We start from the raw sequence: 14,770 nt of genomic DNA, 5'->3' as shown, positions 1-14,770 counted from the left end.
AGTGATGACCTCCTTACGTTATTGTGGTCGCTCCTCGGCAATCACGGTCTTTTGCCAACGCAAATGCCCATGACACCGTCCGCAAACCATCTTGGAAACATCAATACGTCGTGCCCGGTAATACCGCTGGTGACACTGAACACATTCATACAGCATCCAGCGGCGCATCCGGGGTTGGCGGTGTAGCGGTGCCGGCGCGAACCGGAGACCACCCACCTGTTGTAATAATTTTTTAAATGCCACGGTCCGGTGCTGCCCGGATTGGCCCGCCAAGTGCAAGTGATAGTGACACAACTCATGCTTGATCACGCCAATCAGAACGGCCTCGCCGTGTTCCGTCAACATTTTGGGGTTGATTTCAATATCATGATCCGTCAGTCGGTAGCGCCCCCCTGTCGTCCGTAGCCGCGCGTTAAACGTGGCGTGGTGCCGAAAGGGTTTGCCGAAACTGGCCAGCGAAATCTGTTCAACCAACCGTTGCAAGTCGTCATTAGTCATGATTGTCAGCTCGCATCGTCAGTTGAATCCGTTGCCGGTTCTCATCGACGCTCAGCACCCAGACCGTGACCACATCCCCAATCGTCACGACCGTGCTGGGATCACTCACGTAATGGTCGGCCAACTGGGAAATGTGGACCAACCCATCCTGCTTGACCCCAATATCTACGAACGCCCCGAAGTCGACCACGTTGCGGACGGTGCCTTGCAGCTCCATCCCCGGTTTCAAATCTGCCATGGTCAACACATCTTGGCGTAGCAGTGGCGCTGGCATACTATCCCGCAGGTCCCGACCAGGTTTCCGTAGGCTGGCAACGATGTCACTCAGGGTTGCCGCGCCAACGTCTAACTTGTCTGCCCACTGGGTTTGATTGAGTTGGGCCAACTGTTGTTGCAACTTCGGCTGACCAATGGCTTGGTCCGTGCCCATTTCCTGTAACAATTGTCGGGCCACTGGATAACTTTCCGGGTGAATATCCGTGTTGTCCAGTGGTTCGCGACCATCAATGATTCGCAGGAAGCCAACCGCCTGTTGGTAGGCTTTCGGCCCTAGCCGTGGGACCTTCTTCAACTCTTGTCGGGCCGCAAAGCTCCCGTTGTCATTGCGATAGGTCACAATGTTTTGCGCGGTGGTCGCCGTCAGCCCAGAAATATGGGTCAACAACTCCGGACTCGCCGTATTCACGTTGACCCCGACCTGGTTGACCGCCGTTTCGACGACCCGGTCCAGTTGTTCATCCAAGGACTTCTCGGGCACATCGTGTTGGTACTGGCCAACCCCGACTGCCTTGGGGTCAATTTTGATCAATTCGGCCAGAGGGTCCTGCAGGCGCCGGCCAATGCTGACGGCCGACCGTTCCTCGACGTGAAAGTCCGCAAACTCTGCGCGGGCATTGGCACTGGCCGAGTAGACCGATGCACCGGCCTCGTTGACCAGCACATAGTAGACCGGATGATCCAGCGTCTTTAAGATGCCACTCACAAACTCTTCGGATTCCCGGCTGGCAGTCCCATTCCCGATGGCAATCATTTCAACGTGATAGTCCTCGAGCAATTTCTTAAACGCGGGACCCGCGGCTGCCCGGTCCTTGGCCTTCGCTGGCTTGTGCGGATAAATCACTTGCTTGGCGAGAAAACGCCCGTTGGGATCCATGATGGCCAGCTTGCAGCCCGTCCGGTACGCGGGATCAAAGCCCATGACGACCTTCCCCTTCAGTGGGGCCTGCATCAACAAGTGATACAGGTTATTGCCAAAGACCTGAATGGCATGTTCATCCGCCTTGTCCGTCAATTGCCGGCGGAGTTCCCGCTCAATGGCCGGACCCAAGAATCGCTTGTAGGCGTCCGCAAAGGCGTCCTTAACCTTGGCCACGGCTGGACCCTGGTGCTGGCCAACCAGGCGAAAATGCCCGTACTGCAAGATGGACGCTGGGTCGATTGAGATGCCAACGGACAAGATTTTCTCCCGTTCGCCCCGGTTGATGGCCAAAACCCGGTATGGTGGCAATTGCTTCAAGCTCTGACTGAAGTCATAGTAGGTGGCGTAAACCTGCTGTTCATCGTCGTCAGCCGCGCCCCGCTTGAGCTTGCTGGTCAATTCACCATGTTGCCAAGTATACTTGCGAATCCATTCCCGAAACGCCGCCTGCTCACTAAACGTTTCGGCCAATATTTCGTGAACCCCGGCCCAAACGGCTGCGACATCCGGCAATTCCTTGGTGGGCGCCACAAACTGTTGGGCCTTAGCGGTTAAGCCAGACGCCGGAAAGGTCAATAGCCATTGTGCTAACGGCGCCAACCCGGCCTCCCGGGCAACCGTGGCCTTGGTCCGACGCTTCTGCTTGTAAGGCAGGTAAAGATCCTCAACCTGTTGCAGAACCGTGGCGTGGGCCAGATTTTGTTTCAGTGCAGGCGTCAATTTTCCTTGCTCAGCAATAATCTTTAAAACTTCTTGCCGCCGCTGATTCAACTTCAGCAGGCGGTGTGCTTCGTCTTCAATGTCGCGAATGGCCACTTCATCCAGTGAGCCCGTCCGTTCCTTCCGATACCGCGCAATGAAGGGCACCGTATTGCCCTCGTCTAACAGTGTCAACACGGCTTGAATCTGTTGGACCCGGTACTGGCTCAGTTGTTGCTGAACCGGCTTAGCCAGGTCGCTTAACACTGTTTCGTGGGTAGTTGCCATGCAACCCCTCCGTTCTAATTTTTTGTACGTGTCTCTAAGTTATTTTGTATTCAGTTTTGTAAGTTCCTAGAAAAGTGGTGTTTCCAGATAAAACAGCTAATACCAAACCATAGGAATCCGACGATGCCGCGGCTAAACCAGCGTTAGCCACAGGGATGGTGAAAATGAGCTCAGCCGTGGGAATGACCTTAGTGGTGAAACCACTAAGGTCATTGCTATCTTTGAGATGCGTTTCTCAGCGGCTCAAAGTAAGCCTGGAGACCGCCCTTTGGCTCCAGGCGGGCGCCCACAGCGAACCGGTCTCATTTTCACCATCCCGGAGGCACTGTCAACGATGGCTTAACCCGGCTGGAGCCGTTCCCCACAGCGGGACACCTTGAATCCGCCGTCGGGAACGACATTGTCTTGCACCATTATACCATGCTAGCCAGCGGCCACGATGAATTACCGCAAGCAAAAAGGTCACCCCACAAGCTGTGAAGCGACCCTTTCATTTAATGCCATTACATGGGACTCGTCATGATCCGTTGTGTTGCGGCCGTGACTTTTTCCATGGCATTTTCTTGCGTGGACTCTGCCGCGTTGAAGGCGTCAGCATTGACTGCTTGGTGTTCCACGTCAATGCTGTCCGTCATGGATTGGCAAGCGTCCGTGTAGGTCCGGTAAGCGGCCACCAAGGACTTGTGCTTGCCCAAAACGCGAACGGGCACACTGGCCTGTTCAAGCTTGTTCAAGTTGTCTTCGTAGGCGTCGGTTCCCCGTTGGAAATTATCGGCAACCTTTTGCAGGTCGACTTGGCTTAACTCACCGACCGTGTCGTTGTCGATGGCGTTGCGCATTTTTTCAAAATCATCATTCATGGTGCCAGCACCCTCTTCGGTCGTTTGTAACACGCCCGAGAGAATCTTGATGTAGCCGTTCATATTATTTTTTTGCATAGTCTTGGTGCCTCCAAATTAGTCTTGCCAGAATGTATCGTAAACGTTGACCGGTAAGTGGCGCTTGTGCGCGGTCTTCCGGTACCAGTTCTCGATGCGTTCTGCCGCAGTGTCACTGACGGTCCGGCCTTCCAGGTAGTCGTCAATGTCTTCGTAACGCACGCCCAGCGCTGCCTCATCGGGCAAGGCTGGCCGGTCTTCTTCCAAATCAGCCGTTGGAATCTTCTTGTACAGGTGTTCCGGCGCACCAAGGTAGGTCAACATGGCCGCCCCCTGACGCTTATCCAGCCGCCAAATTGGGCAAATATCCGTGGCGCCATCCCCATATTTGGTGTAGAACCCTGTCACGGCTTCCGCGGCGTGATCCGTCCCGACAACAGCACCGGAGCGGACCCCGGCAATCGCGTACTGGGCAATCATCCGTTGCCGCGCCTTGATGTTGCCTTTGTTAAAGTCACTCACGTTTTCGTGGTTGGCTGAAACGGCCGCCACCATCGCGTCGGTAGCCGGTTGAATGTTTACCCGTTCCACCTCGTCGGCACCCATGAAGTCGATGGCCATCATGGCATCATCCTCATCGGCCTGTTCGCCGTAAGGCAACCGCACCGCAATGAAGCGGTAGTCGCTGTCGCCGGTCTCTTGGCGTAGCTCCGTGACCGCCTGTTCACACAGGATGCCGGCCAAGGTTGAATCCTGGCCGCCAGAAATCCCTAACACTAAGGTCTTCATAAAATCATAGTGTTGGAGGTAGCTCTTTAAAAAGTCCACGCTCCGCCGAACTTCAGTCGCCGGATCAATGGTGGGCTGTACCTTCAACGCCGCAATAATTTCTTTTTGCATGGCACGCATAACTCTGCCCCCTAATTTATTTGCTCGGGCTTACTCGGGCATGGTTTGAACGTAACTGTGAATGTCTTTGATGATGGCCATCTTGTGGTCCCAGCAATCTTGCGACAGGTCCACGGGATACTTTTGTGGATTCAGGTCCCGCTTGTACTCTGGCCACAGGTTCGCTAAGGCACCACGACACCGGTCCCGCACCGCCGACAAGGTCGGCAACTTGTAAACCAGTTCACCCTGATCAAAGATATCTTGCAAAATGGGTCGCGCATTAAAGTCGTTCACGGTCTTGTTAATGTAGGTAAAGCTGGGATGGAACATGAACAGCGAGTCTTCATTCCGCGGATCTTCGTTGACCAAGGCCACGTAATCCCCTTCGGTCTTGCCATCCGCCTTCTTGGTGATTCGCCAAACCTGCTTCTTGCCCGGCGTCGTAACCTTTTCAGCGTTGTTCGACAGCTTGATGGTTCCCTTCATCTTGCCAGTCTCGTCTTCGATGGCAACCATCTTGTAAACGGCACCCAGAGCGGGTTGGTCAAAGGCCGTGATCAGCTTGGTCCCAATCCCCCAGACGTCAATCTTGGCGTCCTGCATCTTGAGACTTTGAATCGTCTTTTCATCCAGATCGTTGGATGCGTAAATCTTAGCGTTCGGGAAGCCCGCTTCATCCAGTTTTTGCCGAACCCGTTTGGACAGGTAGGCCATATCCCCGGAATCGATGCGGACCCCTTGGAAATTGATCTGGTCGCCGAGTTCCTTGGCCACCTTAATGGCGTTGGGCACCCCACTGCGTAACGTATCGTAGGTATCGACCAGGAAGACACAGTCGCGGTGGGTCTTGGCGTAGGCCATGAAGGCATCGTAATCGTTGCCGTAGGTCTGGACCAGGGCGTGCGCGTGGGTCCCGCTAATCGGGATACCAAAAATCTTGCCAGCACGGACGTTAGACGTGGCATCGAAACCACCGATAAAGGCCGCCCGGGTACCCCAGATAGCGGCATCAAATTCCTGAGCCCGCCGCGTCCCAAATTCCATCAGGGCGTCATCGCCGGCCACGGAACGAATCCGCGCGGCCTTGGTGGCAATCAGCGTTTGATAATTGATGATGTTCAAAATGGCCGTTTCAACCAATTGGCAATCAGCTAATGGCCCTTCGACCTGTAACAAGGGTTCGTGGGCATAAACCAGTTCCCCTTCAACGGCCGAACGAATCGAGCCACGGAATTTAAAATTGGCGAGATAGTTTAGAAAATCTTCGGAATAATCTTCAGCTTCCCGTAAGTAATCAATATCTGTTTGGGAAAAATGTAGATTTTGGATATAATGAACAATGTGTTCCAAGCCAGCAAATACCGCGTAACCGTTTTTAAACGGCATGTCTCGGAAAAAGACTTCAAAGACGGCGCGCTTGTCAGCGATGCCTTGTTCGTAATAAGTCTGAATCATATTGATCTGATAGGCATCCGTATGCAGAGTCATACTGTCGTCAGGATACAAATTCGTCATAATAGCTACTCCTTAGCTGGTTTTCGAACTGAATTATCACGTTTCATTTTTAATTTCAATACGTTTATTTTAGCATGAAACAAACAGAGCGTCATACTATTTAATATGAGTTAGGCAGAATCCCCTTGCTTTCAAACAAGAGATGAATGCTACTATTCCTTTCGCTGATTAGCAATATAGTTTTCCATGGTCGTCTTGCTCATATCACCCAGGGTACTCATGAAGTAACTAGGTGACCAGAGATGCCCACCCCAGGACTTTTGAGCTTTTAGCTCTGGATGCAATTCAAAGAATAAGCGAGCCGAACCGCCCTTGAAGGCTTTGACAACATTGGTTGGCGCGTACTTGGGCTTAAAGCTTAGTAGTAAGTGGATATAATCAGGCATTACCTCCATCTGCTCAATGGTCACTTCGTTCAGTCGGGCTATCTTCGTTAGAATGTCGGTCATTTCAGCGACCAGCTTAGGTGTTGTAAATGCTTCATGCCGATACTTGGTAACCCAGACCAGGTGAAAATGAAAGTTGTAAACATAGCCTCGTTCGTGGATTTCTCCGCCATTACTTTTACTCATACGTTACCTCCATAAATATTATTATAAGACAACTTACTATGGATACAGTATACTCATATGATATGCTTACTATCAAGCAAAAGGAGGTGGCAGTTTATGACAAAAACGATGGCACAATTACCTTATCATTATGGGGTTAAGGTCCGTGTTTTTCCTTCAACCGAACAGAAGCGTCTGATCAAACGTAACAGCGATGCGAGTCGCTTCATTTATAACGAAATGAACGGGATGAACAACGATTTATTCTGGCTGAAAAAAGTTAAAACGCCAATCACGCTTGTTTTGAAGCGAATTGCTGATTTGACTGAGCGTCTGAAGAAGCCATCAACTGCTATCTCCAATATTCATGGATGGCTCAATCACCCAGACTTTGACAGTTTGATGAAAGCCAACGCTATCAAGAATTACAAAACTGCTTGGAAACTATTCCGCCAGGTTCATCAGGCGGGGACGCCTAAGTTTCATAAGCGTGGTTATACGCAGACTTATCAAACGTCCTGCCTCTATGGGGCCAAGGTATTGGAACCAACTATGAGTAATGGAAGCGTCAGATTAACTGATACCCACCATCTGTGGTTACCCAAGCTGGGACGTCTCCGTTTCAGAGGACTTCCATCGAAGATTTTAAACCGAGCTAATGACATTAGAATCGGGACGACAACGGTTTCAATGGACGCTGTGGGTCATTATTTTGTGTCCATGCAGATTGGCTCGGAACATCCATTTGTTGCTAAGCAGCCTGAGATTGAATCTAAAGTCGGCATTGATTTGAATCTTGATAATTTCCTGACAGATTCCAATGGACAGGTGATTGATAATCCGCGCTATTACCGGATGATTAAAGGAAAGCTGGCTAAAGCTCAGCGGAAACTGTCACGACGGGCCAGACGAGCTAAAAAGAGCCAACGACGGTTATCGGAATCAAAGAATTATCAAAAGCAACGGCTACAAATAGCCAAGCTACAACTTAAAGTTGCCAATCAACGTAAAAACTTTCTACACCACGTCTCTACGACCTTGATCAAAAACCACGATTTAGTCGTAGCTGAAGAACTGCGAAGTAAAAATATGTTGCGGAATCACGCCTTGGCGATGAGTATCTCAGACGTTGGTTGGCGAACTTTACTGAGTATGTTGGCTTATAAAGCTGACTTATATGGCAGAAAATTCTTGACTATCAATCCCCGTAATACGACACAAACTTGTAGCCATTGTGGACATGTCATGGTCGGCAAGAATAAGTTGACGTTAGCTGACCGCGAATGGACGTGTCCTAGTTGTGGGACGTTTCATGTGCGTGACCATAACGCGGCTAAAAATATTCTAGCCAAGGGGTTAGCAACCCTATAAGAAACAAGTCCGTCTGGCAACCTGCGGACCTAAAAGGCTTTGGTAATTAGCGGATAAGTCCTATTCGTAGGCTAGCGCTGTATCTAAGCAAATTGTGGTCGCCATACCATGGGGTGTGGTTCTCACAAGCGTCCGTTTTTAAACGGGCGTGGTTGACTGCGGTAACGGGGGCTTAATTCGCTCTCGTACCAATCTTGAGAGGAGTCCCCCTATGCAAACCACATTTCCCACCGTCACCGTGCTTGACTTACCCTTCGTCAAGACCACTGCGGCGGACTTACTACCCGTCTTACAGCAGCGCATCACCCAGCAGCAAAATACCTTCGTGGTGACCGCCAATCCGGAAATTGCGATGTACGCCCATGAACACGCGGCTTACCGCGACCTGATCTTAGGCGCAGACTTCATCACACCGGACGGGGTCGGCATCCTGGACGGGGCTAAAATTTTAAAGCAGCCCCTTCCCGAACGCATCACTGGGTTCGATACCTTACAGGATCTGCTCACCTGGGGCAGTGACCAGCACCGCTCCGCCTATTTCCTAGGCGCCAAGCCCGAGGTCATCGCCCAGCTCAAACCGATTCTGGCGCGGGACTACCCGGGCTTAGAGGTTGCCGGCATTCACGATGGCTACTTCCAGGACGAAGCCCCCATCGTCGCCGACATCACGGCCAAACAACCGGACATGGTCTTCGCTGCGTTGGGTTTTCCCAAGCAAGAACAGTTCATTCACCAGTACCGGCACACGACCAAGGGCCTCTGGATGGGGGTCGGCGGTAGTTTTGACGTTCTGGCCGGCGCCGTGATTCGGGCACCCAAGTTCTGGCAAGACCACCATTTGGAATGGTTCTACCGGACCCTGAAGGAACCCAAGCGTCTCAAGCGGATCGCGGTCATTCCCCGCTACCTGCACCTCGTGCGGCAGCAGGCCAAACGTACGCTACCTCGCGGATAGGCCCCTGGGTCTTCACGCGGGCCGTGGCCACGAAGCCACAGCGCTGGTAAAACTGACGCGCCGGCTCATTAGTCACCAGCACCCACAGGACGAGGCGGTCAAACGCTTGCGCCTGCAGGGCGGTCATGGCTCGCTGCATCAATTGGCGGCCAAGCCCCTGGTGCTGCACCGTTGGCAACAGATAGATGGAATTGATCTCGCCCCACCCAGCAAACTGGGCATCGCGGGCCGGACCAAAGGCACAGGTCCCCACTAACTGGTGTTGGTCATCAAACGCTAGTAACTGACGACGCCAGTGCCGTTCGGGATGCCAAGTCGCCGGTGTTAGCTCGGCCAAGAATTCTGCCGGCAACAGACCACGATAGGTGTCCTGCCAAACGGTCCAGTAAAGTTGGGCGACCGCCTGAAAATCATCATCGGCTCGGGCCAATCGAATTGTGACCATCACATCACCCCGCTTACAACAAGTGCCTCACAAACGCGTTAGCATTCCAGCTAACCTTTGTGAGGCACTTTTCGCATTCCTAGCTTATTTTTCCAAATAAAATTCAAAGCGTTCGCCGACGTATTGCGTCCGAACATATTCAAACGGTGTGCCATCCTGCAGATAGGTCACCTGACGCAACCGTAAAATAGCGTCGCCCCGCTTGATATTCAGGTATTCCGCAATCCGTTCTGAGGCGGACATGGCCGAGACGGTCTGTTGGGCCTTACCTGGATTCAACTTTTTCTTATCTTCCAAGGCCCGGTACAGTGAGCTCGTGACTTCCTTCTTGTTCAAGCCGTCGACCAATTTTTCTGGTACGGTGGCCACTTCAAAACAAATTGGGACATCGTCGCCGTAGCGAATCCGTTCCATCCGCAGCACCTGATCATCCTCGTTGAGCTTCAGCTTTTCGGCCTCACTCAAGGATGGATTCATCACGTGATACGAAATGGTCTTGCTGGTGGGTTGCTTGCCCTGGGTCAACATTAGATCGGTAAAACTGGTCACCCCGGACATCTTTTCTTGAACCTTTTGATTGGCCACGTAAGTTCCAGAACCCACTTGGCGTTCCAAGATTCCTTCATCCACCAGTGTTTGAATGGCCTGACGGAGCGTCATCCGACTCACATCAAAATCACGAGACAGCTCCCGTTCGGACGGAATTCGATCGCCTACCGCCCATTTTCCGGCTTCAATTGCACGTTTAATGTCATTATGAATTTGAATATAAATCGGTGAACTCACAGCACCCAACGTCCCTTCTCAAAATAACTACATTTTTATTTAACTAATTCCTGCATATTCCGGCCCAAACTGAAGGTCGTGTCCACGTGCAGGTCACGAGTCAACAGGTTTAAGTCGGCATCGCGGCCTACTTCCAGTTTACCCTTCTGTGTCAAGCCGAACTCTTCGGCCTGGTTCACAGCACTCATTTGCACGGCTTCGTTGACGTCACAGCCGGTGAAGGCAATGACGTTGCGGAAGGCTTCATCGTAACGGAGCACGGAGCCAGCCAGGTTACCGCTCTCGAGCCGCGCTTGACGGTCCTTGACGATCACCTTTTGGCCACCCAGTTCACTGACGCCTTCTGGCATACCCTTGGCCCGCATGGAATCGGTCACTAGTTCCAACCGGTGTTGGCCCTTTTGCTCGTAAGCCAACTTGATCATGTCGGGCACGATGTGGAACCCATCACAAATAATTTCACAGAACAGGCTGTCTTCCAGCATGGCGTGACCGGTAACCCCGGGTTCACGGTGCCGCAAGCCCCGTTGTGCGTTGTACAAGTGGGTCACATGGGTGGCCCGGCTTTCCAATAATTGTTCCCGCGTGGCGTTAGAATGCCCCACAGATGGCACGATGCCGTTGGCTAAGCAGTAGGTTTCAAACTTCTTGGCCCCGTCGTCTTCTGGCGCGTAGGTAATCAGTTTGACCCGACCACCGGACAGCTTGTTCCAGCGGTCTAACAGCGCAACGTCGGGATCCTTGATGTACTTTTCTGGCTGAGCTCCTTTGAAAATGGCCGCAATAAATGGCCCTTCCAAATGGACGCCTTGAATCAACGGATTCCGTTCAGCGGCTACCGCAATCCCTTGCATGGCGTGGTCAATGGCTTCGTTAGACTGGGTCATCGTGGTTGGGAAGATGGACGTGATTCCTTCTAAGGACATCAAGTTAACCATCTTATCAATTTGGTCGGGGTCCCCATCCATACTATCATATCCGTAGCCCCCATGGCTATGAACGTCAATAAATCCGGGAACAATCGTCTTGCCAGTCACCACGTGGATTTCATCGGCAGGCAATGGTCGAAAATCAGCCACGGGACCAACCGCTTCAATTTCACGATCAAAACGAATAAACCCGTCTGGAATAACCTCGTCACCGGTGTAAATCTTCGCGTGCTTTAAAACAATACTCATGAGTCTCCTCCTCATCAATTATACCTTCAGTCAACACTGTTATTATAATCGGTATAGACCAAAAAGGCAACTCACCAGACTGCAAAACGCGATATTTATTCTGTTATGGTTTTGGCTGGGGTTCTCCGCCTGCGACCGCCAAAACGTGACCCGCTATGGGGACCGCCTTCGGCCTGAGGAGCGGTCCTACGGCTCGACTTGAAGCCGCAAAAACCAGCGTCTCCAAGCTCGTCCCGTGCTGTAAGGCCGGGAAAAGTCCCCCGGTCTAACACCACTGACACAGCGGGTCCCATTTTGTCTGTCTCCGGCTCCGAACCCCAGCCAAACTAACCGACTAACATCGTGTATTGCCGTCGTCTGGGTCCTTGGTGGCATGCATGATTCTTACCACAAACTAACGGCGCTATCTGATAGTGACTAAGAACACTTGCAGCTAATTCATCTATCAACGTTGTTGATTCACTCAAAACACACCAGCTAATCGGCCACGCACAAAGCACCAAACCCGTCTAAGTGACCAGAGGCGGGCCAAGGTGCCCAGCTGTGTCGATGGTCTTAGCTGAGGTTTCTCACTCAGCTTAGAGCATAGGACGACCTTTGAGACCGCTTCTCAGGCTCAAAGTCGAGGTGGAAGCCCGCCCTTCAGGCTGGAACCGGCCCCACAGCAGGGCGCCTTGAGCCCGCCGCCGGGAACGAACGACCAACACAACACGCAAAGGTGCTTTAAGCTGGACCGCCGGCGTCGCGCTTGATGGTGGCGTCGATTCCCTTGACCACCGCCGTCATCAGCCCAGCCTCTTCCATCGCCAGTAACCCGGCCACCGTACTGCCACCTGGTGAGGCGACTTGGTCGATCAGGGCAAATGGAATTTTGTCGCTTTCCAAAACCATTTTAGCGGAGCCTAAAGTCGCTTGAGCCGCAATCTTTGTGGCCTGGTCCTTGCTTAAGCCATACTTGACTCCGGCGCGGCTCAGGCTGTCGATGAAGAAGTCGATGTAGGCTGGTGAACTCCCGGCCAGCGCGCTGAAGACGCCGAATTGGTCTTCGGCTAACGTCGTCGTGGAGCCAATCGTGTTGAACACGCGTAACGCTGCGGCCAGGTCATCCCCGGTCAAATGCGCGTTGGCGGCCACCGCGGTCATCCCCGCACCCACCTCAACGTTCACATTGGGCAGCGTCCGTAAAATTGGCACGTTCTCGCCCACTACGTTGGCCATATTCGCCAGGGATAGCCCGGCAACGATGGAGATCAACGTCTTTTGGCCGTCAACCAGTTGTGCTTCGATTTCCTGGAGCACGTCGCTGGCCACGTTGGGAGTTACGGCTAAGACGACCAGGTCGCTAGCCGCCGCAACATCCGCGTTGCTGGCCGCTGTTTGGAGGCCGTGGGCTTTTGCATAAGGGCCATAGCTTTCAAGCCGATGACTGTGCACGATGATGTCGCTAGGGGCAAACGTTTTCGCCTTGAGCAGTCCGCCGATAATGGCTTGGGCCATGCCGCCGACGCCGATAAATCCAATTTTCATAACTTAACCTTCCTCCTTAGCTGGTAAGTGGTCTTGGAACCACTGATTGATGCGATTCAACCGTTCGATCCGCAGGTTGGGCAGACCAGAACGGGATAGTTCGTGATTAGATTTCGGGAACAGGACCAATTGTGTTTCCACCCCGGCTTCCTTTAGGCCGACGAAGAACTCCTCACCTTGCGTGGTCGGACAACGCAGGTCTTCCTCGCCGTGGAGCACCAGAATAGGTGTCGTGGCGTCTTGCACGTAGGCCAGTGGCGAGAATTTCCAGAGCACGTCGATGTTGTGCATGTCCTGCTTGAGCTCCCATGGCGTGAAAAAGTAGCCGATATCGCTGGTGCCGTAGAAACTGATCCAATTGGAAATGGAGCGTTGCGTAACGGCCGCGGCGAAGCGGTTGGTGTGGGTCTCAATCCAGTTGGTCATGAAGCCACCGTAAGACCCACCGGTGACGCACAGTTGCTTGGGGTCAATCGTCGGGTCTAATTTCAGCGCCGCGTCGGTCCCCAGCATCAGGTCCTCGAAGTCGCCCTCGCCATAATGGCCGATGACGGCCGTCTCAAAGTCCTGGCCGTAACTGTTGCCACCACGCGGATTGATGGTGATGACGCCATACCCTTGGCCCGCGAGAAATTGTAGCTCATGGTAGAAGCCGTAGCCGAAGTCGACTTGCGGTCCCCCATGAACGTAGAGCACGGCGGGATGTTGGGGCGCTGGCGTAACGGGTGGGAAATACCAGCCCTCGATGTCCCAGTCGGCCGCCCCCTTGAAGGTGAAGCGTTGACCGGCCACCAGAGCGTGTTTGGCCTCGTAGACGGCATTGGGGTTAATCAGCTCCCGTTCCTCGCCTGTGGCGACGTTAAGGGCCTTTAACCGGCTCACACTGGTCATGGTCGACTCGGTGAAGACGATGGTCTGCGGGTCGACCACGCTAAAGTCCGTGATAGCCCGGTCGCCACCCAACAACGTCCGCGGTTGCGCATCGCCGTCAAGGCTTTGACTGACCAGGCTTAACCGCCCGTGTTCATTTTCCAAAGTTAAAAAGGTGTTGTGCGTCAGCCAAGCCACAAACTGGCCGGATTGTCGCTGTTGGCTGTCGATGGCCAGCATGTCACCGACCTCCACGTCGCGCGGTGCAGTCAGGTCGGTCAATTCGCCGGTCGTGAGGTTGCCCAGCCACGCGTGAAATTGCGAGACGTTGGGGATGTGATTGTCCTGGCCCCACATCAACACGTGTTGGCCGTCTTCATCTAGCTGTCCCTGGCCGAAAGACCCCGCGGGCAGCTTTTCATTTAAGAGCCGGTCGGCCGTCCCATCGAAGGGATGCCAGTAAACGCCCTCGCTGAAATCGTGTTCGTCTTCGGGCAGGCGTTCCGTTGAGAATAAGAGGCCCTGGTCGTTGGCTGCGGTCACGGTAAAGGGGTCCGTGCGTTCGAGCACGACGGATTGGTCGCGGCTGGCACACTGGTAGCGAATACATTGATACGTCAGGCCTTGTGGTAAGAGGCCGCGGCCGTTCATTTTGTATTGTAATTTGTCGACGACCTGGACGCTAGGGAGCGCATCCTTTGCCGGTTGCTTGGCGCCGGTCGTCGTTTGAAAGTAGAGCACGTCGGTGTTGGCTTCCCAGGTCAGCTGGCTGATGTCGGCATCCCCGCGCGTGATCTGTTCCGGCGCCCCACCGTTGAGCGGGACCAGGAACAATTGGGCGTGCTCATTGACCACGCCACTGAAGGATAAATAGCGGTGACTCGGACTTAGTGCCAGTTCGTTGACGCTCACATCGGCCGGACTCCACCGCCGGCGATCACTGCCATCCGCCAGTTGGACGGAATAAATGGCGGCTTGACTGGCATTCTTCTGCTGGTCTAGTTGACTCTCCACGTAGTACACCCGCTGCCCATCACTCACTGGTTGAGCCAGCGGACGCAAGGCGAACAGGTCTTCCGGTTTCACGATTGTTGCCATCATAAGACCCCACTTTCTCTAT

13 protein-coding genes are annotated in these 14,770 nt (G+C 53.3%); 2 read left to right on the top strand and 11 right to left on the bottom strand.

Annotated features, from left to right (window positions below; translation table 11 throughout):
- Nucleotides 1-18 precede the first annotated feature (18 nt).
- The 6 genes from JUF22_RS05710 to tnpA form a co-directional block, all read right to left on the bottom strand.
- Nucleotides 19-498, bottom strand: a complete 480-nt coding sequence (locus JUF22_RS05710; RefSeq protein WP_203644402.1) for a SprT family protein — start codon at nucleotides 496-498, stop codon at nucleotides 19-21.
- Nucleotides 491-2,683 carry a Tex family protein gene (locus tag JUF22_RS05705; protein ID WP_203644400.1) on the bottom strand — a complete coding sequence of 731 codons (2,193 nt, stop codon included), beginning with the start codon at nucleotides 2,681-2,683 and terminating at the stop codon, nucleotides 491-493. Before JUF22_RS05705 ends, JUF22_RS05710 begins: the two co-directional genes overlap by 8 nt.
- 503 nt (nucleotides 2,684-3,186) lie before the next feature.
- Nucleotides 3,187-3,621: a hypothetical protein gene (locus tag JUF22_RS05700; RefSeq protein WP_203644398.1), complete on the bottom strand. Its 435-nt coding sequence runs from the start codon at nucleotides 3,619-3,621 to the stop codon at nucleotides 3,187-3,189.
- A gap of 18 nt (nucleotides 3,622-3,639) precedes the next feature.
- On the bottom strand, nucleotides 3,640-4,470 hold the full coding sequence (gene nadE, locus JUF22_RS05695; RefSeq protein WP_203644396.1) for an NAD(+) synthase: 831 nt from the start codon (nucleotides 4,468-4,470) through the stop codon (nucleotides 3,640-3,642).
- 30 nt (nucleotides 4,471-4,500) lie between these two features.
- Entirely contained in the window at nucleotides 4,501-5,967 is a 1,467-nt protein-coding gene (locus JUF22_RS05690; protein WP_203644389.1) for a nicotinate phosphoribosyltransferase, read from the bottom strand.
- Nucleotides 5,968-6,119: 152 nt separating this feature from the next.
- On the bottom strand, nucleotides 6,120-6,539 hold the full coding sequence (gene tnpA / locus JUF22_RS05685) for an IS200/IS605 family transposase (protein ID WP_203644387.1): 420 nt from the start codon (nucleotides 6,537-6,539) through the stop codon (nucleotides 6,120-6,122).
- A gap of 96 nt (nucleotides 6,540-6,635) precedes the next feature.
- Here tnpA and JUF22_RS05680 point away from each other — a divergent pair, with 96 nt between their 5' ends.
- Both JUF22_RS05680 and JUF22_RS05675 read left to right on the top strand, forming a co-directional pair.
- Entirely contained in the window at nucleotides 6,636-7,889 is a 1,254-nt protein-coding gene (locus tag JUF22_RS05680) for an RNA-guided endonuclease InsQ/TnpB family protein (RefSeq protein ID WP_203644378.1), read from the top strand.
- A gap of 211 nt (nucleotides 7,890-8,100) precedes the next feature.
- Complete coding sequence (locus JUF22_RS05675) at nucleotides 8,101-8,844, top strand: WecB/TagA/CpsF family glycosyltransferase (protein WP_203644376.1); 744 nt, start codon at nucleotides 8,101-8,103, stop codon at nucleotides 8,842-8,844.
- Here JUF22_RS05675 and JUF22_RS05670 read toward each other — a convergent pair.
- The 5 genes from JUF22_RS05670 to JUF22_RS05650 form a co-directional block, all read right to left on the bottom strand.
- A complete protein-coding gene (locus JUF22_RS05670) occupies nucleotides 8,783-9,289 on the bottom strand; it encodes a GNAT family N-acetyltransferase (RefSeq protein WP_203644374.1) in 507 nt (168 codons plus the stop codon). The genes JUF22_RS05675 and JUF22_RS05670 overlap by 62 nt on opposite strands.
- Before the next feature lie 84 nt (nucleotides 9,290-9,373).
- Entirely contained in the window at nucleotides 9,374-10,075 is a 702-nt protein-coding gene (locus JUF22_RS05665; RefSeq protein WP_125765636.1) for a GntR family transcriptional regulator, read from the bottom strand.
- 35 nt (nucleotides 10,076-10,110) lie between these two features.
- Nucleotides 10,111-11,253 (bottom strand): N-acetylglucosamine-6-phosphate deacetylase, encoded by a 1,143-nt coding sequence (gene nagA / locus JUF22_RS05660; RefSeq protein WP_203644371.1) that lies wholly within the window; start codon nucleotides 11,251-11,253, stop codon nucleotides 10,111-10,113.
- Nucleotides 11,254-11,976: 723 nt separating this feature from the next.
- The gene (gene proC / locus JUF22_RS05655) at nucleotides 11,977-12,780 is read right to left on the bottom strand and encodes a pyrroline-5-carboxylate reductase (protein WP_203644364.1); all 804 of its coding nucleotides are present in this window, start codon (nucleotides 12,778-12,780) and stop codon (nucleotides 11,977-11,979) included.
- 3 nt (nucleotides 12,781-12,783) lie between these two features.
- Nucleotides 12,784-14,748, bottom strand: coding sequence for a S9 family peptidase (locus JUF22_RS05650; RefSeq protein WP_203644362.1), 1,965 nt, complete (start codon nucleotides 14,746-14,748; stop codon nucleotides 12,784-12,786).
- Between the last annotated feature and the right edge of the window lie 22 nt (nucleotides 14,749-14,770).

Origin of the sequence: Levilactobacillus lanxiensis, assembly GCF_016861655.1 — a bacterium.
Lineage (GTDB): Bacteria > Bacillota > Bacilli > Lactobacillales > Lactobacillaceae > Levilactobacillus > Levilactobacillus lanxiensis.
This window is presented reverse-complemented; position numbering and strand designations above follow the sequence as displayed.